This is a genomic window from Burkholderia sp. WSM2230, assembly GCF_000472445.1.
Taxonomy (GTDB): domain Bacteria; phylum Pseudomonadota; class Gammaproteobacteria; order Burkholderiales; family Burkholderiaceae; genus Paraburkholderia.
Genome location: NZ_AXAJ01000005.1, coordinates 181,450 through 200,945 on the forward strand (window position 1 = coordinate 181,450; position 19,496 = coordinate 200,945).

Sequence of the window (19,496 nt, forward strand, 5' to 3'; positions counted from 1 at the left end):
GATGACCGAAGAAAATTACCGTCCGTAAGGTCGTCGCGCGCGAAGCATGACGCGCGGTGCAGACGCTCCGATTCATCACGAGAGGTTTTATATGCATACGCAAGCCATCAATCAGTTCCGGCGCGTCGCCAGCAAGGTGACACGCGGTACCGCGGCGCTCGGTCTCGCGGCTGTGCTCGCGCTCGGCGCGCTCGCGGCCAATGACGCCGAAGCCAAGCGCGTGGGCGGCAGTCAAAGTATCGGGCGACAGTCGCAGATGGCGTCGCCGTCCGCTCCCGCGCAGCGCAGCCAGCAGGCGCAGCCGGCGCCGCAGGCCGCGCAGACGCCGGCCGCAACGCCCGCGCGCAACCGTTGGCTCGGCCCGCTTGCCGGTCTCGCCGCCGGCCTGGGTATTGCCGCGCTCCTGTCGTCACTCGGCCTCGGCGCCGGGCTCGCGCAAATGCTGTCGAACATGCTGCTCATCGGCCTCGTGGTCGTTGCCGGGGTGATGCTGTTCCGTTTCATCGCCAATCGGCGTCGTCCGGATCTGGCGTATGGGCATGGCGCCGTGAGCCGGTCGCAGAACAACGGCTCGCCGTTCCTGAACCAGAACGGGCAGGCGCGGTCCGAGACGAGCTTGTTCGGCACACAGCGCACGGCCACGAACCAAAGCGCAGCAGCGGGCGCATTCAATGCGCCAGTGCAAGCGCTTGGGCTCGACCAGGCCGAGCTTGTGGCGGCGGCGAAAAGCATGTTTATGCGTCTTCAAAGCGCATGGGACCGCAACGAGCAAGGCGACCTGTTCGAACTGACGACGCCCGAGATGTTCGCGCAGCTCAAGCGCGATCTGGAAGGCCGCGGTAGCCAGCCGAATCGTACGGAGGTGCCGCAGCTCGAGGCGGAAGTGCTGGGCGTCGAAAACACGGCGGACGAAACATTCGTCAGCGTGCGCTTCTACGGCCAGATGCGGGAAGACGATGCGCCGGCTGCCCAGCCGTTCCAGGAAGTCTGGAACATTGTCCGCAGCGCGCACGAAGGTAACGCGTGGCGACTCGCAGGCATTCAGCAGTTGGACCGCTAAGCGAGTGAAGAGATGGCGCGTGACCGCAGGCAACCGGTCACGCGTGTCCGCGAGGACATGCACCAATATATGCACGCCCTCGCGCGTGCCGTTGGGCGATGTACGGCGGTTTGGGTCGTGCCAGTTGGATGCATGGCTGGCGATGCGCCGCGTCGAGTCACCAAGCGATCTTGCCGCTCGACCGCGCGCTCATAGTGTTATGAGCGCAGCCCGAACCGCAACGACATATGCACTTCGTCGTATAGCCTTCCTTCGACAATCATCGAGGCGGGCTCCAGCGCGAACTGTTGAAATCCGAGCGATGAGTAGAGCCGGATGGCCGCGTCGTTGGATGCGTTGACGCTCAGGTGTATCTGCGCGATGTCCGGCACCGACTGGGCAAAACGGATCGCCTCGCTGAGCAGAATTCTGCTCACGCCATAGCCTCTTTTATCCGCGGCGACATAGACGCCCCAGAGGAACGCCTTATGGCGCAGCTTTGTCAGGTTCTCGCGCCCCAGTCCCACCATCCCGATCAGCCGTGCGCCTTCGAAAGCCCCAAAAACTCCGCGATCGTCTCTCGCGGCTAACTGCTTTGCTATCTCGTCGAGCGAGCGATGCACTTCTTCCTCATAGCTCGATGCAAACGATGTGGGCGTCTCCTTCAGCCCTGCGAGGCGCAATGTTTGAAAGGACGTGGCATCGGACGGAGTCAGTTGGCGAACAAGCAATCTGGCAACCTCAGTGAAGAGCAAAGACAGTAAGCGAAAAAGGAGTGACGCGAAAAACCTCACGGGGCGCATGACGCCGCGGGCTGACTCGCCCGCGCTGTCAGGCTCGATCGGCTCCTTGCATTTTCCCTTACGCGTCGATGCGTCCCGACCGGCAATGGTTTGCCGGCTTGCGAGCGCTGCATTATGTCGATTGCAAAATCCGCTGGAATAAACGCCGAAGCCTCGTGTTCGCCCCTATGTAGTCTGATTCAAAAGCGTTGATCGGCGACTGCCCAAGAAACGAAGTTCAAAGGAAGTCGCACTGACTCGTCGTTATCGATCGTCTAATAGTTAGGAATCCGACTGAATAAAGCGGCATCGGAACGTCGATCACATGGGTGCGTGCGAAACAGCATGATTCGCGGCACGTCCCGCACAGCCAACATATCTTATTGAAGGAGTATTCACCATGTCGAAAATGTTGATGGGCCTCACTCTCGTCGCTTGCACCTTTGGCGCACCGGCTCTCAGCCTCGCTCAATCGAGCGCTCCGCTTACGCGTGCCGAAGTTCGATCCGACCTCGTGCGAGTAGAGCAGGCCGGCTATCGGCCAGGCAGCGGTGACGATGTGAACTATCCCGCGGACATTCAGGCTGCCGAAGCAAAACTCGCCGCACAAGACGATCAACCGCTGGCCATGCAGGCAATGGGCGGCGTCGCGCAGGGCGGCAGCTTCGCCTCGGGCGCTGCATCCCGCACTACGATGCCGTCCGTCTGTGTGGGCCCGGTCAGCTTCTGCAACCTCTACGCCGGCAGTTGAGCGACGCGAGCCGGCGGCTCCGTGATCACCGAAGCCGGAGCCTGCTTTCCATCTGCTGCACGTGTTGCGCGGCGTTTGCGTCGTACATTGGGTTATCACACCGTTTCGGCTCGCAGCCATTGAACGAGCTCGGTGTCGTCGCCGGTTTCGAGCGCCTGCGCGACTCGCTGCCCGACCGCGGCGCCGAACTTGTAGCCGTGCCCCGAACATGCCGACACCACAAGCGTCTTGCCGATGCGCTTCGAAAACAGCCGCTGATCCGCAGTACAGGTGTACACGCAGGTTTTCACCTCGGTCACCGTGTATTCGTCGATGCGGCTAAACGGCGGCGCAAAGAGCTGTCTCAAACGGTCGCCTTCGCCTCGCATGGCGGCCCGATCGGTTTCCGCATCCGGCACGGGTCGTTTGAGCACGCCCGCACCAAACTTGAGATCGATACCGTCGATGGGCGGCAGCACATAGCCTTCACTGGTGCCGCCAATGTCGACGATTGCCGGCGCGTTCGACCACGCGTTTTCGAGGTCCGCGGGCGGCGTCATATAAGCGACGGCGTTGCGATAAATCGTGAGATTTTCGGCGAGCGCGGGAAAGAGCCGCAGCGTCCAGGCGCCGGCCGTCACGACGAGCCTGTCCGCGTGGACCGTGCTGCCATCTGCGAGCTGCACGCTCGCCGTGTGCGGATCGATTGCAACGGCCTGCGCATGCATGCGAATGTCGACGCTGCGCATGCGCAGCCACGCTTTGACATCGTGTGCGATGCGCTCGCTAAAAAGCGCGCCTCCTTCGGGATCGAAGTACGCATAACGAAACGTGGAGGCATCGAGAAACGGATAGCGCTTCGCGGCCTCTCGCGGATCGAGCCGTTCATATTCGATGCCGAGGCGGTCGAGGCCAAGGCGAAATTGCTCGGCGCTGTCGCCGGCAAACTGGGAAATGCCAAGCACACCGCAATTCGCATAGTGCGACACGCCGAGGTCGTCCCACAGCATGTCCCAACTATCGAAGGCTTCCGCAATGGCCTGGGCGTAATTATCGGCGTCGCCATACGCGCGGCAAATCATGCGATGCCGGTCGCCCGACGCGGCGAGCGGATTCGGGATCGAGGCCTGCTCCATCAGCGTGACGTCATGCCCCAGTTTGGTGAGCGACCACGCCGTGCTGAGTCCGGCGATTCCCGCGCCAACGATTGCCACACGCATGCCAATCCCCCGGTCGGTTGAACGGGGTCCAGTCTAGCAGCGGGAAAAAATAAGCGGTGCGTTCCGTGCCACGGCGCTCGTATCGGTTCAATCAGCCGACGAATGAAATGTTGCAGATAGCGATGGTCTCGGGCGCCGCAACGTTGATTGCGCCAAGGCAGCGTCCGTGTCAGTGCTTGCGATGCGATCCGTCGCGAAGCTTGTTGCGCACTTTCTTCGCCGCGAAAAGCGGCACGTAATCCAACACCCGCGCGTCATGGCGATAGTCGGCCAAGGTGTCCTCATACATCTTCGAGACGGTTTCCGCTGGCGTATCGGTTTCCTCTGCGATGCTTCTCACCACTTCGTCTACATTTGTCTGGGGCTGCGGCATTGGATCTCTCCAGTTAAGCGGCGTTGGGTGGGCGAGTGTGGCCAGACACAGGGCTTTTATTAGAGGATGGGATATGCTCCGATGCCAATTGAATCGGTCTATCGCGTGTTATGCGCCACAGAGATTTTTTCTTGCCTCCCGAATCTCGCGGGCCTACCGCCAGCTTGCCGACCGGGCGCGTGAAATAAACGGAAACAGCTCATTAAGCGCGTCATGGAATAAAAGGGCACACTCAGCGGTTCTTGTCTGTGAATGGGGCGCTGCTGCAAAGCCGCCAGCAACACGGCGCCGACACTTGCCCAACATTTTCCTGAACACCTGCTAACGATTCTCTTGCCGACCGCACGACTTATGAACACGCACGCCGACCGCCTGGCCAAAGCGACCAGGATTCCCACGCCCTCGCGCTACACGCGCACGGCGATTGCGCTGCACTGGCTCATCGCGCTGCTGATAGTCGGCAACGTCGCGCTTGGCCTGAGTGCCGAGTCGCTGCCGGACGACTGGGTGCGGCCTGTGATCAACACGCACAAGTCCATCGGCATCACGGTGCTCGGCCTTGCGCTGATGCGCATCTTATGGCGCGTATCGCATAAGCCGCCGCCGCTGCCGCGCGAATTTCCATCGTGGGAAAAAATTGCCGCGCATGCCGCGCATTTCCTGCTCTATCTGCTGATGATCGCGCTGCCGATTTCCGGCTGGTTGCATGACTCGGCATGGAAGGACGCGGCCACGCATCCCATGCGTCTCTTCGATCTGTTCGAGTGGCCGCGCATCGGCTACGTCATGAACCTGGAGCCGACATTGAAGGAAACGCTGCATGACCGCTTCGGCGCATTGCATACCTGGCTTGGCTATGCGCTGTACGCGTTGCTTGCCATGCACATCGGCGGGGCGCTGAAGCACGAGTGGATCGATCGGAAATCTGTTCTTAAGCGCATGCTGCCCTGAGCGCCGCTTTACTCACGTTCCGAAACCGCAACGACGACCGGCCCATCGCGACTTTGAAAAAGACCCTGGAACAGGCGTTCGCGCTTGCATCGCCTCGCCTCGTGCCGCGCGGCACGACGTTTTTGAGCACGCTGATTCATGCGACCGTGGTAGCCGTGTGGTTGTTGTTGTTCGCGCGCGCATTCTTTCTGCACGGCGTGGTGGCATGGTCCACCGGCATCGCCTATGTCGTCTACGACACTCTGCTGCTTGCGTTCGTCACATGGAAAACCTTGCCGTTGATGCGCCGTGCGCCGCCGCTCGAGCCCGACTACGACCAGCGCAGTTTGCCGGGCATGGGCGTTATCGTGGCATCGCATAACGAAGCGGCAGTGCTGCCGGTTACTATCGCGGCGCTGCTTCGTCAGGTGCACGGCCCCGCTCAAATAGTGATTGCCGACGACGGCTCAACCGATCAGACCCATGCGCTGCTCACCGAACGCTTCGGTCTCATCGCGCCCGCCGAGGGCAAACTCAGCGCGCCGAGCTTGCTTCATCCGAATCTCTTCTGGCTGCGCATGCCGCACGGCGGCAAGGCGCGCGCGCTGAACGCCGCGATCACGCTGATGACCACGGACACCGTGATGACCGTCGACGCCGACACGCTTCTCGACGACGACGCCACCTACGCGATGCGCGCCGCGTTCGCGAGCGACCCGAAACTCGTCGCCGCGGCCGGCATTCTGGTGCCGGTTTGCGGCAAGTCGGCGTCGGGCCGCGTGCTGCAATGGTTTCAGACATATGAATACATGCGCAACTTCATCGCGCGTTTTGCGTGGATGCGCGCCGACAGTCTGCTGCTGGTTTCGGGCGCCTTCGCTTCGTTCAGGCGCGAGGCGCTGCTCGACGTCGGCGGTTTCGATCCGCAATGTCTGGTTGAAGACTACGAGCTGATTCACCGGCTGCGCCGCTATTCCGTCGATCACGGCCTCGGCTGGGACGTGCGCGTAATCGGCGACGCACATGCACACACGGACGCGCCCGACAACCTTGCGGGTTTTCTGCGCCAGCGCCGCCGCTGGTTTGCGGGCTTCCTGCAAACGCAGTACTGGAATCGCGACATGACGGGCAACCCGCGTTACGGCACGCTCGGCATGCTGATGCTGCCCGTGAAGGCGCTCGACACGATGCAGCCAATCTACGGCCTGACCGCTTTCGGCTTGCTGCTCGCTTTTCTGTTCGGCGGCCATGGCGCGATTGTCGTGTCGATCTTCAGCGTGATCGGCGTCAAAACAGCGATCGACCTCGCTTTCTACCTGTGGAGCATCCATCTTTACCGGCGCTGGACCGGCAGGCGCAGCGGCGCCAGCATGGGCATGGCAATGCTCGCGGCGGTGGCGGAGCCGTTCACCTTCCAGTTGCTGCGGCACGCGGGCGCAGCGCTCGGCTGGCTGCACTTCCTGCGCGGCGGCCGCGCGTGGGGCGTGCAACGCCGCACAGGCCTCGTGACGCACGACGAGGCGTAGCGCGAGGGGCCACATACAAGGCTCGCTTTCAAGGCCCGCAGCGCGGCGTTATGACCCCGCCGGACCCATGCCCTGCCCGCTTCGAGTAGACTGACGACGATAATGGCCGCGCAACGCGACCGCCTACTCTATCCGCACGTGCACGGAGGCTCCACATTATGCATGCTGTTCCCCCGCTCGAACAAAGCACCGTCGAGGCGTCGCCAACGCATGCGGCATCGCCGAAAGCCGCTCCCACGCAAAGCCAGGCTGCCAACGACGCGCCCGTGCGCGACTTGCGCCGCGTCGGCATCCATCCCGATTACTGGTATCCGCTTGCGTGGTCGCATGAAGTGAAGCGGGGCAAGACGCATGGGGTCACGTTCGCGGGCGATCCGATCGTGCTCGCGCGTACAGAGTCCGGCAAGGTGTTCGCGCTTGAAGACCGCTGCGCGCATCGGCAGGTGCCGTTGCACCAGGGGGTGGTCGACGGCGAGTCGATTCGTTGCGGCTACCACGGTTGGACCTACGATTGCTCGGGCAAATGCGTCGACGTGCCGTACCTCGGTCGCGAGCGTTTGCCGAACGGCGTGCGCTCGTATCCGTGCCGCGAAGTGGAAGGGCTGATTTTCGTGTTTCCCGGCGATCCGGCCATGGCCGAGGTGCGTCCGCTGCCCAAGCTCGGCTCTGTGTCGGACAAGAAATACAAGACGCGGCGCTTCGGGCGTCCGGTGAATTGCCACTACTCCTTCATGCACGAGAATCTGATGGACATGAACCATCAGTTCCTGCATCGCCGGCAAATGGGTCAGATGCGCGCGCGTTCGCTCGGGCGGCGGCGCGGCGAAGGCTGGGTCGAGGTTGACTACACGTTTGCGCGCATGGCCGGCCAGCAGCCTATCGGCGAGGCCATCGTGTTCGGCCAGAGCCGCAAGACGGGCGGCGACAACGACAAGGACGTAATGACGATCCGCACCGAGTATCCGTATCAGACGCTGCAGATCCGCACGTCGGAAAAGACGCTCGTGATGGATCTGTGGATTGTCTATGTGCCGCTCGACCGGGAGCAGCGCACCAATCGCACGTTCGGACTGCTGTCGATTCGCAAGCCGGGCATTCCGGGCGCGCTGAATCTCGCATGGCCGCTGCTGGTGTGGTTCACCGAGCGCATCTTCAAGGAAGACCGCGAGATCGTCGAGGCCGAGCAACGCGCGCACGATTCGCAGGGCGCGGACTGGAATCATGAGGTGTTTCCGGTCATCAACGAATTGCGGGCGCTGCTGCGCGAAAGCGGGGCGCCGGACCAGGTGGTCGGCGCGGGCACGGCGCACACTGAAGTGATCCGCTTCTGGGACTCTCGTGAGGGAAGCCCTTTGGCGAAAAGCTGAGCGCAAAGTGGGGGAGGCTTTCCGCCTTGCCGCGAATTAGTGCATCTCCGTGTCGTGAATAATCTGGCGCGGGCGGGCGGCGATAATGGCACTCAGTTGGCAACACCTTGCTAACTGATGCAAGCGGGTTTGCGCGAATCGGCATGCGCCGCGGCGCGACCCGTGTACCATTTCGCTTTTTTCGACTTCTGAAGACCGCCCCGTGACCACGCAACAACTCCCCACCGCAACGCGCAAATCGCTCACTCTGCTTCAAATTCTTGGCCTGATCGGCGCCGCTGGTGTGATCGCCGACATCGTGCTGAATCTGTTCGTATAACGCGTCATGTACAAGAAGGGCGTAGCGCTGGAAATCCAGTTTTCTCCCGAACGGCTCAACGACGGCGCTGGCGACCCGTACTGGATCGACCTGACGCAAGACGAAGCGCAACGCCTGCTGGAAAGCCTGCAGGCGCGCCTTGCTCGTCATGGCACGAGCACTGAGGCGCCGCTCGTCGTCAGTCTTGACGAGACGGCGACTTCCCAACAGCAAAGCGCGCCGGCCGCGAATGCCGCTGCGGCCGACGACCTGAAGCAGTGGGTCTGCGTGATCTGCGGCTGGATTTACGACGAAGCGGCCGGCTTGCCCGACGAGGGCATTGCGCCGGGCACCCGCTGGGCCGACGTTCCCGCCGACTGGCGTTGCCCGCTGTGCGACGTGGGCAAGGAAGACTTCGCGCTGGTGGAGTTCTAGGCGTCCGGGTAGTCGGCGCCTACGGTAGTGGCTTCCCACGCATCGAAGTCGCCGCGCATGAAGTCGAGTTTCTTGCGCGCAAGTTCCAGCGCGGTTTTGCCGAGCAGCAAGCGCAGAGGCGGCTTGTCGGACAGTGCCGCGTCGATGATCGCTTGCGCGGCGCGCACAGGATCGCCCGCCTGCTTGCCGCTGCGCGCTTCGGTCTGCTTGCGCCGCTCGCCGGCCGTGGCCGCATAGTCGTCGATGACGGTGGCCGATTGCTTGATCGACGGTCCGGCCCAGTTGGTGCGAAACGGGCCCGGCTCCACGATAAGCACGCCGATGCCGAGCGGTGCGACCTCGGTGGCAAGAGATTCCGACAAGCCTTCCACCGCGTATTTTGTCGCGTGGTAATAACCGGTTGCCGCAAAGCTCGCGAGCCCGCCGATCGACGATACATTGACGATCAGGCCGCTACGTTGCTCGCGCATGATCGGCAACACGGCCTTCGTGATGTCGACGAGACCGAACACGTTGGTCTCGAACATGGCGCGCACTTCGTGATCTTCGCCTTCTTCGATTGCAGCGAGGTAACCGTAGCCCGCGTTATTGACGAGAGCGTCGATGCGGCCAAAGCGCTGCCTGGCCTGTGCGACGACGTTGGCGATCTGCTCGCGGTTCGTGACATCGAGCGGAAGGACCAGCGCGCGCTCGCCGTGCGGCTCCGCAATATCTTTCACTTTCGATACGTCGCGCGCCGTGACTACGGCGCGCCAGCCGCGCTCCAGCACCAGTTTTGCGAGTTCGCGGCCAAAGCCTGTCGAACAGCCGGTAATCAGCCAGACGGGATTGTCTCGATTCATCATGTGGGAAAACTCCTGTTGATGGTCTGCGACATTGCCTCGCGCTATTCTTGTGACTAACGCCGTGAATCTTGTTTGCGCCGGGCAGGGGGCTCCAATTGTAGTCGCAGCGCGGCGGCCTCGCTTTGCAGCGCCTCGACGAACGCGTCAGCCAGAGGAGGCCCCGGCCGATGCTCCGGATGCACGATGCTCACCCGAAACGGCAGCGAGGGCGGCACCTCGTCTCTCCCGTCTCTTCTCAACGCCCTTGCACTGTTCGCGTGTACGACGCGAGCATCGTCGCAAGTTCCTGCGCGGCGGGCGTGAGCGGAATGGCTGCACGTTGCAGCAGGCAGACGGTCTGCTCGATCGCGCGTTCGCGAACCTCGATGGTGGACAGCGCGCCGGCAAACGGCCCCTGCCTCGCGACAATCGACGATTCCAGCGACAGGCAATCCGTCGCGCCCACCAGATGCAGTGCCTCGTACAAACCTTCTACCGTTGCGACGATTCTTGGCGGCGGCAAACCGTGGCTTGCGAACAGATGATTCAGGCGATGGGCTTGCGGATCGTCGGTGAGATTCGGCGAGCGTGTGGCGATCCATGTGCAATCGGCAAGCTCGGCAAGCGAGCGCGCCCGCGCTTGCGGATGACCCTTGCGACAGACGATCACCGGATCCGACGGATAGAGCGGCACGACGGAAAGATCGGCCGTGTCAGTGCGCTCCGAAACGAGCGCGACCGCAAAGTCCAGCGTGCCTTCACGAATCCACGAGATCATCATTCGCGATGTGCCGGTGCGCAGATGCAGCGCCACCCGCTCGAAGCGCGCGCGAAAGTCCATCAGCACCGGCGCCAGCGCATCGACCAGCGGCTCGGTGGTCAAGCCGAACGTGACCTCGCCAGCGTAGTCGCCGCGCAATTGCTGCACTTCCTGCTCCGCGCGTTCGCATTCGCCGATGATCGCGCCGGCCCGCTGCAAGAGCCGCTGGCCCAGCGCGGTGAGCGCAATGCCGCGATTGGTGCGGATGAAGAGCGTCGCGCCCAACATCGATTCAAGGTTCTGCAATTGCTGCGTGATGCCGCTTTGCGCGACGCCGAGGGCACGTGACGCGGCGCGCAGACTGCCATGTTCGGCTACTGCCTTGAAGGCTCGTAACTGGGAGATCGTCAACGCCATGGGAGCGCCCGTGTCGTGGTCGGCGGAATGTTTGAGTCGCTGCCGCGTCAGCGTCAGTGATCGGCAAAAGCGATCATGATAGTCCGAACCTGACTATTGCGGAGCGCGGCCGGGGCATACGATGGGCTCGCCCTGTTCCGTTCACATCGAGAAAACTTCCGCTCTCATGAAACTTCCGCTGATGATCCTGAGCGCTGCGCTGATATTCAGCAGCGGCGCGTTTGCCGCTGAAACCGACACGCTGCGCCTTGGCATCGACCCGAGTTATCCGCCAATGGATTCGAAGGCGCCCGACGGCAGCCTCAAAGGCTTCGACGTCGACCTCGGCAATGAAATTTGCCGCCGCATTCACGCGCGTTGCCAATGGGTCGAGCTCGAGTTTTCAGGCATGATTCCCGCGCTTCAGGCACGCAAGATCGACGCGATTCTGTCCTCGATGGCGATCACGCAAAAGCGCGAGCAGCAGATTCTGTTCACGTCGAAACTCTTTCAATTCAAATCGCGGCTGATCGCGCGGCAAGGCTCACCGCTCGCCGCAGGCCTGCAGGCGCTTTCCGGCAAACAGATCGGAGTGCAATCGGGTACCCAGTTCGAAGGCTATGCGCTGAAGAACTGGGCGCCGCTCGGCGCGCACGTCGTCGCGTACAAGAGCCAGGACGAAGTGTTCGCCGACTTGCAGAACGGACGTCTCGACGGCGCGCTGCTCGGCTCGGTAGAAGCGGATTTCGGCTTTCTGCGCACGCCGGCCGGCAAGGGTTTTGCGTTTGTCGGCGAGCCGCTCTCCATGGGCGACCGCGGCACAGGCATAGGCTTGCGCAAGGACGAGACGGCTGTGCAAGCGTCGATGAACGCCGCGATTGCTGCGATGTTGAAAGACGGCACGTACGCGCAGATCGCAAAGAAGTACTTCGACTTCGACCCATACGGCAATTGATGCTCGCGCGTCTTGCTCTCCAACCACAAGCTCTTCTCTCATGAACAGGCAATCGTATCCGCTTCTTTCACCGGCTGTCGGCACACATCGCGACCTGGTGTCGTTTCACTTTGGCGCGGCCGGCAGCGCGGAAAAGATCTATATCCAGGCCTCGCTGCATGCGGACGAAACGCCCGCCATGCTGACCACGGTTCTGTTGAAGCGTCGTTTGCTCGAACTCGAAAAGCAGGGCGCGCTGAATGCGGAGATCGTGCTCGTGCCGGTTGCGAACCCGGTCGGACTGGGGCAATACGTGCTCGGACAATTTGTCGGGCGCTTCGATCTGTCAAGCGGCAAGAACTTCAACCGGCATTTTCTCCAGTTTCCAAAACTGGTGGCGAAGGCTCGCGAAGCATTAGGTTCAAACGCGGCGGAAAACGTGCGGACTGTTCGCCGGCTGATCGCCGACGAACTCGCTGCGCAAAAGCCCTTGACCGAGTTCGAGTCGTTGCAATTGTCGTTGCTGAAGCTTTCGTTCGACGCCGACGTGGTAATCGACCTGCACTGTTCGCTTGAAGCCGCAATGCATCTCTACACGAGCGAGGCGGCGTGGCCACAGTTCGAACCGTTGGCGCGCTATCTCGGCGCGCAGGCGTCGCTGCTCGCAACCAACTCCGGCGGCGAGGCGTTCGACGAAACGCACAGCCTGCTGTGGTGGCAGCTTCAGCAGGAGATGCCCGCCGACAAGCCGGTGCCGAACGGCGCCATTGCGGTGACCGTGGAATGCCGCGGCCAGCGCGACGTTTCATACGAAGCGGCGCAGCAGGATGCCGACGCTATCCTCGCTTATCTCGCGTGGCGCAAGGCCGTTGTGCTTGAAGCGAAGCCGCTGCCGCCGTTGTTGACGGCCGCTACGCCGCTTGCCGGCAGCGAGCAGTTCTATGCGCCCGTGAGCGGCATTCTGGTGCATCGTGCGAAGATTGGCGACACGATCAGCGTCGGGCAGCCGCTGTTCGATATCGTCGATCCGTTGACAGACGAAACCATCACGCTCACGAGTAACACCGAAGGCGTGTTCTATATGCGCCGCGCGATTCGCTTCGTGACGGCGGGCGCGCCGCTAGGACGCGTGACGGGCACGCGGCCCTTCAGGACGGGCGTGTTGTTGGGCGCATGATATGAGCTGAACTCGTGGAGGTGATAAGTAGGAGAATGGGCACCGCAGCGCCTTCTCTTGCACCATTGCTCACGCCATGACACGCATTGAACGACCTTTGGACACGACGCGCCTCGAAGATGAATGGCTGGAGGCGGACGGCTTCGGCGGCTTTGCGTCGGGCACCGTGGGCACGTTGCGCACGCGCCGTTATCACGCGTTGCTGCTGACGGCCACGCGCGCGCCAGGTGGCCGCATGGTGCTCGTCAACGGCGTGGAAGCATGGCTCGAAGCGGATGGCGAGCGCTATCCGTTGAGCATGCAACGCTATGAGCCCGACGTGCTGTATCCCGACGTCACTGAGAACCTGCTCGAATTCACCACCGAACCGTGGCCAACGTGGCTCTTTCAGTTCAATGCGCAAACGCTCGTCACGGCGGAAGTGTTCGTCAGCAAGGCGACGTGCGAAACGCTTTTGCGCTGGCGATGGCAACGTGCGCCAGCCGTATCGCAAACGGCATCGCAACCTGGCGCGCTAATCCTGAAGGTAAGGCCTTTGCTGTCGGGCCGCGACTACCACGCGCTGCATCACGAAAACGCGGCGTTCAACTTCAGCGCACAAATCAGCAGCGACGCGAGTTGCGCGAGTTGGCAACCGTACGGCGACGTGCCGCGTATTCACGTCGCGACCAACGGCAGCTACGCGCACGCGCCCGACTGGTATCGCAACTTCTGCTACGTTCGAGAGCGCGAACGCGGACTCGATTTCAGCGAGGACCTCGCGACGCCCGGCGTGTTCAGCTTCGATCTGGCGGATGGCGAAGCGGTGATGATGCTGAGCGTATCCGATACGATCTCTGCGAACGTTTCGGCGGCGAGTCGCGCCGCAACACTCAGCGAAATCGAACAGCAGCGCCGCCATGCATTCGGCTCGCGCCTGCAACGTTCCGCCGATGCATACGTCGTGCAGCGTAACGAGGGCCGCACCATACTCGCAGGCTTTCCATGGTTCACGGATTGGGGCCGCGATACGTTCATCGCCATGCGCGGCTTACTGATAGCAGCGGGCCGGCTCGACGCCGCCGAAGCGATCCTGCTCGAATGGGCCGGCACGTTATCCGAGGGCATGCTGCCCAATCGCTTTCCCGATTACGGCGACGCGCCCGAATACAACTCCGTGGATGCATCGCTATGGTTCATTGTCGCCGTGCATGACTACCTCGCGACAGGTCACGCGGGCGCTGCAACGAGGGCGCGCCTCCAGGCAGCCGCCGAGGCAATCCTCACAGGATATACGCAAGGCACGCGCTTTAACATCAAGGCATCCACGGAAGACGGCTTGCTCTGTGCTGGCGTCCCCGGCATGCAGCTCACGTGGATGGACGCAAAGGTCGGCGATCGGGTCGTGACGCCGCGCATCGGCAAGCCGGTGGAAGTGCAGGCACTGTGGATCAACGCATTGCGCATTGCAACAACGTGGAACGCGCAGTGGCAACAACCGGCCGGGCGAGCGTTGCAAGCATTCCATGAACGTTTCCTCGACCCGTCGACACAAGCGCTTTTCGACAACATCGACGTCGACCATGTGAGCGGCGCGGTGGACTGCTCGATTCGTCCGAACCAGATTTTTGCGGTGGGCGGCTTGCCGTTTGCGTTGCTCGAAGGCGCGGCGGCGCGCGCGGTGGTCGATCATGTCGAATCGCATTTGCTGACGCCGCTCGGCTTGCGCACGCTCGCGCCGACGGACCCGGCTTATCGCGGCCGCTACAGCGGCGCGCCGTACGAACGCGATGGCGCCTATCATCAGGGAACGGTGTGGCCGTGGCTGCTCGGACCGTTCGTCGAAGCGTGGCTGCGCGTGCGCGGTAATACGGACGACGTCCGCAGGCAAGCTCGAACGCGTTTTCTCGATCCGCTGTATGCGCATCTCGATCACGCCGGGCTCGATCACGTTTCCGAAATCGCGGACGGCGACGCGCCGCACACGCCCGCCGGCACGCCGTTTCAGGCGTGGTCGCTCGGTGAACTGCTGCGCATCGAGCATCTGCTTGCCGGGTTGGATCGCCACATCGCGTAAACCGCGCTACGATGTGTGTCCCACCGCCAAGCCCGACGCAAGGAAGCTGTCATGCCACCGCTGCGCGCTGCGAATCTGTTCGCCACCACTGAAGGTTCACGTCTGCATTCGGCGGATTGTGCTCACTGGCAGCGCTGGGGCCCGTATCTCAGCGAGCGTCAGTGGGGCACGGTGCGCGAGGACTACAGCGCAAACGGCACTGCGTGGGAGTACTTTCCGCACGATCATGCGCGTAGCCGCGCGTACCGCTGGGGCGAAGACGGCATTGCCGGTTTCGGCGACGACACACTGAGCTGGTGTGTGTCGCTAGCGCTGTGGAACCGCAAGGACCCGATCCTGAAAGAGCGGCTCTTTGGTCTCACGAATTCGCAGGGCAATCACGGTGAAGACGTGAAGGAGCTGTACTTCTATCTCGACGGCACGCCGACGCATTCGTACATGCGCATGCTCTACAAGTACCCCCACGGCGCTTATCCGTATCAGGATCTGATCGAGGAAAACGCGCGGCGCGGGGGCGACATGCCGGAGTACGAAATTCTCGATACCGGCGTGTTCGACGATTTGCGCTACTTCGACGTGCAGGTCGAATACGCGAAGCACGCGCCAGACGACATCGTGATGCGCGTGACAATCGAGAATCGCGCGGACGAGTCCGCATCGATCGATGTGCTGCCGCAGATCTGGGCGCGCAATTCGTGGTCGTGGAAAGAGAACACCGAGAAGCCGTCGCTTGTCGCGAGCACCGACCATGACGGCAACGCGCAATTGATCGGGCATCAGCGTGGACATGCGCCGATTGTCGTAACAGCGTGGTCGAACGACGCGCCGCAAATCACATGGCTCTTCTGCGAGAACGACACCAATGTGAAGCGCCTCTACAACATGGAAGCGCAAGGGCCCTTCAAGGACGGCTTTAACGATTACCTCGTGCATGACGATCAGCAAGCGGTGCGTCGCGATCGCGGCACGAAGGCCGGCGCGCATGCGCCGATCGAACTCGGTCCGCATGGGCGCGCGGTGGTGTACATGCGCTGGCGCCCCGAGGCGAGTCCTGACGAAGTGCCGCTCGACGCCGACGCGCTCTTTGCAAAGCGTATCGCGGAAGCCGACGAATTCTACGGCGCGCTGCAACGCGACATGGACGACCCGGACGCGCGCCTCGTGCAGCGCCAGGCGCTCGCGGGCATGCTGTGGTCCAAACAGTATTACCGGTACGACGTGCACCGCTGGATGGAGGGCGACCCGTTGCAGCCTGTACCGCCGGCCGCGCGCAAACGTGGCCGCAACGCGGACTGGATGCACTTGTGCAACGCGGACATCGTGTCGATGCCGGACAAGTGGGAGTACCCGTGGTACGCGTCGTGGGATCTCGCGTTTCATGCGGCGGCGTTCGCGTTGATCGACCCGGCGTTTGCGAAACGTCAATTGCTGCTGTTGGTGAAGGACCGCTATCAGCATCCGAATGGGCAACTGCCCGCGTACGAATGGGCGCTCGGCGACGCCAATCCGCCGGTTCACGCGTGGGCCGCGTGGCGCGTGTACGAGATTGACCGCGCACTTACCGGCAAGGCCGACCGCGATTTTCTCGAGCTGATTTTTCACAAGCTGCTGCTCAACTTTTCGTGGTGGGTCAACCGCAAGGACGCCGACGGCCACAACATCTTTCAGGGCGGCTTTCTTGGCCTCGACAACGTGGGCATTTTCGACCGTTCGTCGCCGCTGCCTACCGGCGGCCACATCGATCAGGCCGACGGCACCGCGTGGATGGCCGCCTACGCGCTCGACCTCATGCGTATCGCGCTGGAGCTTGCGTATGCGAACCATGTGTTCGTCGATATCGGCGTGAAGTTTTTCGAGCACTTCCTGTACATCGCGCAAGCCGTGAGTTGCGACGACGGCTGCGATACCGGACTGTGGGACAGCGAGGACGAGTTCTTCTACGACAAGCTGCGCCTGCCCGATGGAACCAGCCTTCCAATGCGCGTGCGTTCGATTGTCGGACTCATTCCACTATTCGCGGTACACGTGCTCGAAGAGCGCCTGCATGGCGAATTGCCTGGACTGCGCGACCGGCTCGTGTGGTTCCTCAAGCATCGGCCGGACCTTGCGAAGCTGGTCTCGCGCTGGAACGAGCCCGGCAAGGGCAATGCACTGCTGCTATCCGTCTTGCGCGGACATCGGATGAAAGCGCTGCTGCGGCGTGCGCTCGACGAAAGCGAGTTTCTCTCCGATCATGGCGTGCGCGCGCTGTCGCGCTGCCACCGCGATCACCCGTTTGTGTTCAATCACAATGGCAACAGCTTCACGGTCAAATATCTGCCGGCGGAATCGGACACCCGCGTGTTCGGCGGCAATTCCAACTGGCGCGGTCCGGTGTGGATGCCCGTCAACTATCTGTTGATCGAATCGCTCTATGAATTTCACCGCTACTACGGCGACGAATTTCGCGTCGAATATCCGACAGGCTCGGGACAGAAATTCTCATTGTGCGAAATTGCCGACGAACTCGCGCGCCGCGCCACGACACTGTTCCTCAAGGACAGGAATGGCGAGCGTCCGGTAATGGGCGCATACCCGCTGCTGCAAGCGGACCCGCGCTCCAGCGACCTGATTCTGTTCCATGAATACTTTCACGGCGACAACGGACGCGGCGTGGGTGCCTCGCATCAAACGGGTTGGACGGGGCTCGTCGCATTGTTGCTGCAACCGCGTGAGATGGCCGCGTCGGGCAGCGTGCCGCTCGCGGGCGAGCCGGGGCGCGCACCGATTCCAATGGCGCCGTCCACTCCGGCGCGGCCCACGGAGCCAACGCGCGAGCCAACGCGCGAGCCCGCGCTCGAGCCAGCGGCTGAGCACGAGGCGGCCTCCGCATTGGCGAGTAGTCCGGTGAAATAGAGCTGTATTGTGGTTGAACTGTGTGGGTGCGGGCGTGGTCTTTCCAGTATTGCCACGTCCGTTTCATTGGCCGTTTCATTGGCTTTTTCAAGTGAATCCCATGTCGACTACACCGAACCCTCAAGCCGCTCATCCTTCGAAGACAGACGCTAACGGCAATGTTGCCGCGGAGCGCAGTTGCAAAGTGAGTGCGAGTCCGCACGGCGCGCCGGCGTCGCCTGCGGGCAAACGTCCGGCGCCGCCTTGCACGCTGGTCATTTTCGGCGCGGGCGGCGACCTGACGAAACGCCTTCTCATGCCCGCGCTCTACAACCTCGCGGTTGATGGCCTGCTAGACGGCGGTATGCAGATTGTCGGCGTGAACCATGGCGAGCGCGAGACGAGCGAGTGGGTCGAAGACCTGCACCAGTCGCTGCAAAAATTTGCCGCCGACAAAGCGAGCACCTTTCACGCCGGTAAGCTGGATGACAACGCGTGGGGCTGGGTCGCGCAACGCCTCGAATACATGGCCGGCGACTTCGAGACGCCCGACACCTTTGCACGTTTGCAGCAGAAGCTCGCTCAGGCACCCGGCGGCAATGTGATTTTCTATCTGGCAGTCGGCTCCCGCTTCTTTAAACCGATCGTCGAGCATCTGGGCGATACGGGGTTGCTGAAAGAAGGCGGTGGCTTTCGCCGCGTCGTGATCGAAAAGCCGTTCGGTAGCGACCTCGCATCGGCGCGCGATCTGGACGCGCACATTCTTTCGTACGCGCAGGAATCGCAGATCTATCGCATCGACCATTTTCTCGGCAAGGACACGGTGCAAAGCATTCTTGCCGTGCGCTTCGCCAACGCGCTCTTCGAGCCGGTGTGGCGGCGCGAGTATATCGACAGCGTGCAGATCACGGCGGCCGAAACCATCGGCGTGGAAGGGCGCGGCAAGTTCTACGAGCAGACCGGCGCCTTCCGTGACATGGTGCCGAACCACCTGTTCCAGCTGCTCGGCATGGTCGCGATGGAGCCGCCCAATTCGTTCGACGCAGAAGCGGTGCGCGACAAGAAAGCCGAAATTTTCGACGCCATCTTGCCGCTCACACCGAACGACGTCGTTTTCGGTCAATATGAAAAGGGCCCTGCGGGCGTGGCTTATCGCGAGGAGCCCGATGTCGCGCCGGACAGCAACACGGAAACGTATGCCGCCGCGCGCGTGTTCATCGAAAACTGGCGCTGGGCCGGCGTGCCTTTCTACTTGCGCACAGGCAAGCGGCTTGCCGCGCGGCGCACGGAAATCTCCGTGCAACTCAAGCCCGTGCCGTTCCGCCTGTTTCGCGACACGCCGGTCGACGCACTCACGCCGAATGTGCTGACTTTGCGTATCGATCCCGCGCATGGCACGAGCTTCGACTTCAACGTCAAGACGCCGGGTCCGGTGATGCAGATTGGCCCGGTGCAGTCTTCATTCGACTATGGCGACTTTTTCGCGGAGCGGGCGAACGTCGGCTATGAAACGCTGCTCTACGACTGCATGCTCGGCGACGAGACACTGTTTCAGCGCGCCGACAGCATAGAAGCGGGCTGGTGCGCGGTCGACGACGTCCTGCATCCAGAAACCGGTGGCGCGATTGCAGTGCACGGCTATGCTGCCGGCAGTGAAGGGCCTGTGGAAGCCGATGCACTCCTCGCACGCGACGGCCGCGCATGGCGGCCATTGGTCACCAACCCAGTCGAGAAGAAGTGAAAGCCCTGAGCATAACCACACCAACGGGGGTAAC

Annotated in this window: 16 protein-coding genes; 11 read left to right on the forward strand and 5 right to left on the reverse strand. The window is 62.4% G+C overall.

Annotated features, from left to right (window positions below; translation table 11 throughout):
• The first annotated feature begins 91 nt into the window (after window positions 1-91).
• Window positions 92-1,060 (forward strand): Tim44 domain-containing protein, encoded by a 969-nt coding sequence (locus A3AC_RS0112670; RefSeq protein WP_025599255.1) that lies wholly within the window; start codon window positions 92-94, stop codon window positions 1,058-1,060.
• A 197-nt stretch (window positions 1,061-1,257) separates the two neighbouring features.
• Here A3AC_RS0112670 and A3AC_RS0112675 read toward each other — a convergent pair whose 3' ends face one another.
• Entirely contained in the window at window positions 1,258-1,770 is a 513-nt protein-coding gene (locus tag A3AC_RS0112675) for a GNAT family N-acetyltransferase (protein WP_025599257.1), read from the reverse strand.
• A 451-nt stretch (window positions 1,771-2,221) separates the two neighbouring features.
• On the opposite strand from A3AC_RS0112675, the gene A3AC_RS0112680 reads away from it, so the two are divergent.
• On the forward strand, window positions 2,222-2,572 hold the full coding sequence (locus A3AC_RS0112680) for a DUF4148 domain-containing protein (protein WP_025599258.1): 351 nt from the start codon (window positions 2,222-2,224) through the stop codon (window positions 2,570-2,572).
• 95 nt (window positions 2,573-2,667) lie between these two features.
• Here the strand turns inward: A3AC_RS0112680 and A3AC_RS0112685 are convergent, their stop codons facing one another.
• Together A3AC_RS0112685 and A3AC_RS0112690 are read right to left on the reverse strand one after the other, a co-directional pair.
• Complete coding sequence (locus tag A3AC_RS0112685) at window positions 2,668-3,771, reverse strand: NAD(P)/FAD-dependent oxidoreductase (RefSeq protein ID WP_025599259.1); 1,104 nt, start codon at window positions 3,769-3,771, stop codon at window positions 2,668-2,670.
• 169 nt (window positions 3,772-3,940) lie between these two features.
• On the reverse strand, window positions 3,941-4,144 hold the full coding sequence (locus A3AC_RS0112690; RefSeq protein WP_025599261.1) for a DUF3562 domain-containing protein: 204 nt from the start codon (window positions 4,142-4,144) through the stop codon (window positions 3,941-3,943).
• 351 nt (window positions 4,145-4,495) lie between these two features.
• Here A3AC_RS0112690 and A3AC_RS0112695 point away from each other — a divergent pair, with 351 nt between their 5' ends.
• The 4 genes from A3AC_RS0112695 to A3AC_RS29940 all read left to right on the forward strand — a co-directional run bounded on the left by A3AC_RS0112695 (window position 4,496) and on the right by A3AC_RS29940 (window position 8,700).
• Window positions 4,496-5,095 (forward strand): cytochrome b, encoded by a 600-nt coding sequence (locus A3AC_RS0112695; RefSeq protein ID WP_025599263.1) that lies wholly within the window; start codon window positions 4,496-4,498, stop codon window positions 5,093-5,095.
• Between the two features lie 53 nt (window positions 5,096-5,148).
• Entirely contained in the window at window positions 5,149-6,600 is a 1,452-nt protein-coding gene (locus A3AC_RS0112700) for a glycosyltransferase family 2 protein (RefSeq protein ID WP_025599265.1), read from the forward strand.
• 158 nt (window positions 6,601-6,758) lie between these two features.
• Complete coding sequence (locus tag A3AC_RS0112705) at window positions 6,759-7,967, forward strand: aromatic ring-hydroxylating oxygenase subunit alpha (RefSeq protein WP_025599266.1); 1,209 nt, start codon at window positions 6,759-6,761, stop codon at window positions 7,965-7,967.
• Window positions 7,968-8,292: 325 nt separating this feature from the next.
• Window positions 8,293-8,700 (forward strand): rubredoxin, encoded by a 408-nt coding sequence (locus tag A3AC_RS29940; RefSeq protein WP_025599267.1) that lies wholly within the window; start codon window positions 8,293-8,295, stop codon window positions 8,698-8,700.
• On the opposite strand, the gene A3AC_RS0112720 is transcribed toward A3AC_RS29940, so the two are convergent.
• Window positions 8,697-9,545, reverse strand: a complete 849-nt coding sequence (locus A3AC_RS0112720) for an oxidoreductase (protein WP_025599268.1) — start codon at window positions 9,543-9,545, stop codon at window positions 8,697-8,699. The two genes, A3AC_RS29940 and A3AC_RS0112720, sit on opposite strands and share 4 nt — an antisense overlap.
• Window positions 9,546-9,780: 235 nt before the next feature.
• On the reverse strand, window positions 9,781-10,701 hold the full coding sequence (locus tag A3AC_RS0112725) for a LysR family transcriptional regulator (protein ID WP_025599270.1): 921 nt from the start codon (window positions 10,699-10,701) through the stop codon (window positions 9,781-9,783).
• Window positions 10,702-10,867: 166 nt separating this feature from the next.
• Between A3AC_RS0112725 and A3AC_RS0112730 the strand changes: the two genes are divergently transcribed.
• The 5 genes from A3AC_RS0112730 to zwf all read left to right on the forward strand — a co-directional run bounded on the left by A3AC_RS0112730 (window position 10,868) and on the right by zwf (window position 19,462).
• The gene (locus A3AC_RS0112730; RefSeq protein WP_025599271.1) at window positions 10,868-11,635 is read left to right on the forward strand and encodes a transporter substrate-binding domain-containing protein; all 768 of its coding nucleotides are present in this window, start codon (window positions 10,868-10,870) and stop codon (window positions 11,633-11,635) included.
• A gap of 40 nt (window positions 11,636-11,675) precedes the next feature.
• Window positions 11,676-12,791: a succinylglutamate desuccinylase/aspartoacylase family protein gene (locus A3AC_RS0112735; protein ID WP_025599272.1), complete on the forward strand. Its 1,116-nt coding sequence runs from the start codon at window positions 11,676-11,678 to the stop codon at window positions 12,789-12,791.
• 76 nt (window positions 12,792-12,867) lie between these two features.
• Window positions 12,868-14,847, forward strand: coding sequence for an amylo-alpha-1,6-glucosidase (locus A3AC_RS0112740; RefSeq protein ID WP_025599273.1), 1,980 nt, complete (start codon window positions 12,868-12,870; stop codon window positions 14,845-14,847).
• A gap of 51 nt (window positions 14,848-14,898) precedes the next feature.
• Window positions 14,899-17,742 carry an MGH1-like glycoside hydrolase domain-containing protein gene (locus tag A3AC_RS0112745; RefSeq protein ID WP_025599275.1) on the forward strand — a complete coding sequence of 948 codons (2,844 nt, stop codon included), beginning with the start codon at window positions 14,899-14,901 and terminating at the stop codon, window positions 17,740-17,742.
• Between the two features lie 100 nt (window positions 17,743-17,842).
• Window positions 17,843-19,462 carry a glucose-6-phosphate dehydrogenase gene (zwf, locus tag A3AC_RS0112750; protein WP_025599276.1) on the forward strand — a complete coding sequence of 540 codons (1,620 nt, stop codon included), beginning with the start codon at window positions 17,843-17,845 and terminating at the stop codon, window positions 19,460-19,462.
• The last annotated feature ends 34 nt before the right edge of the window (window positions 19,463-19,496 follow it).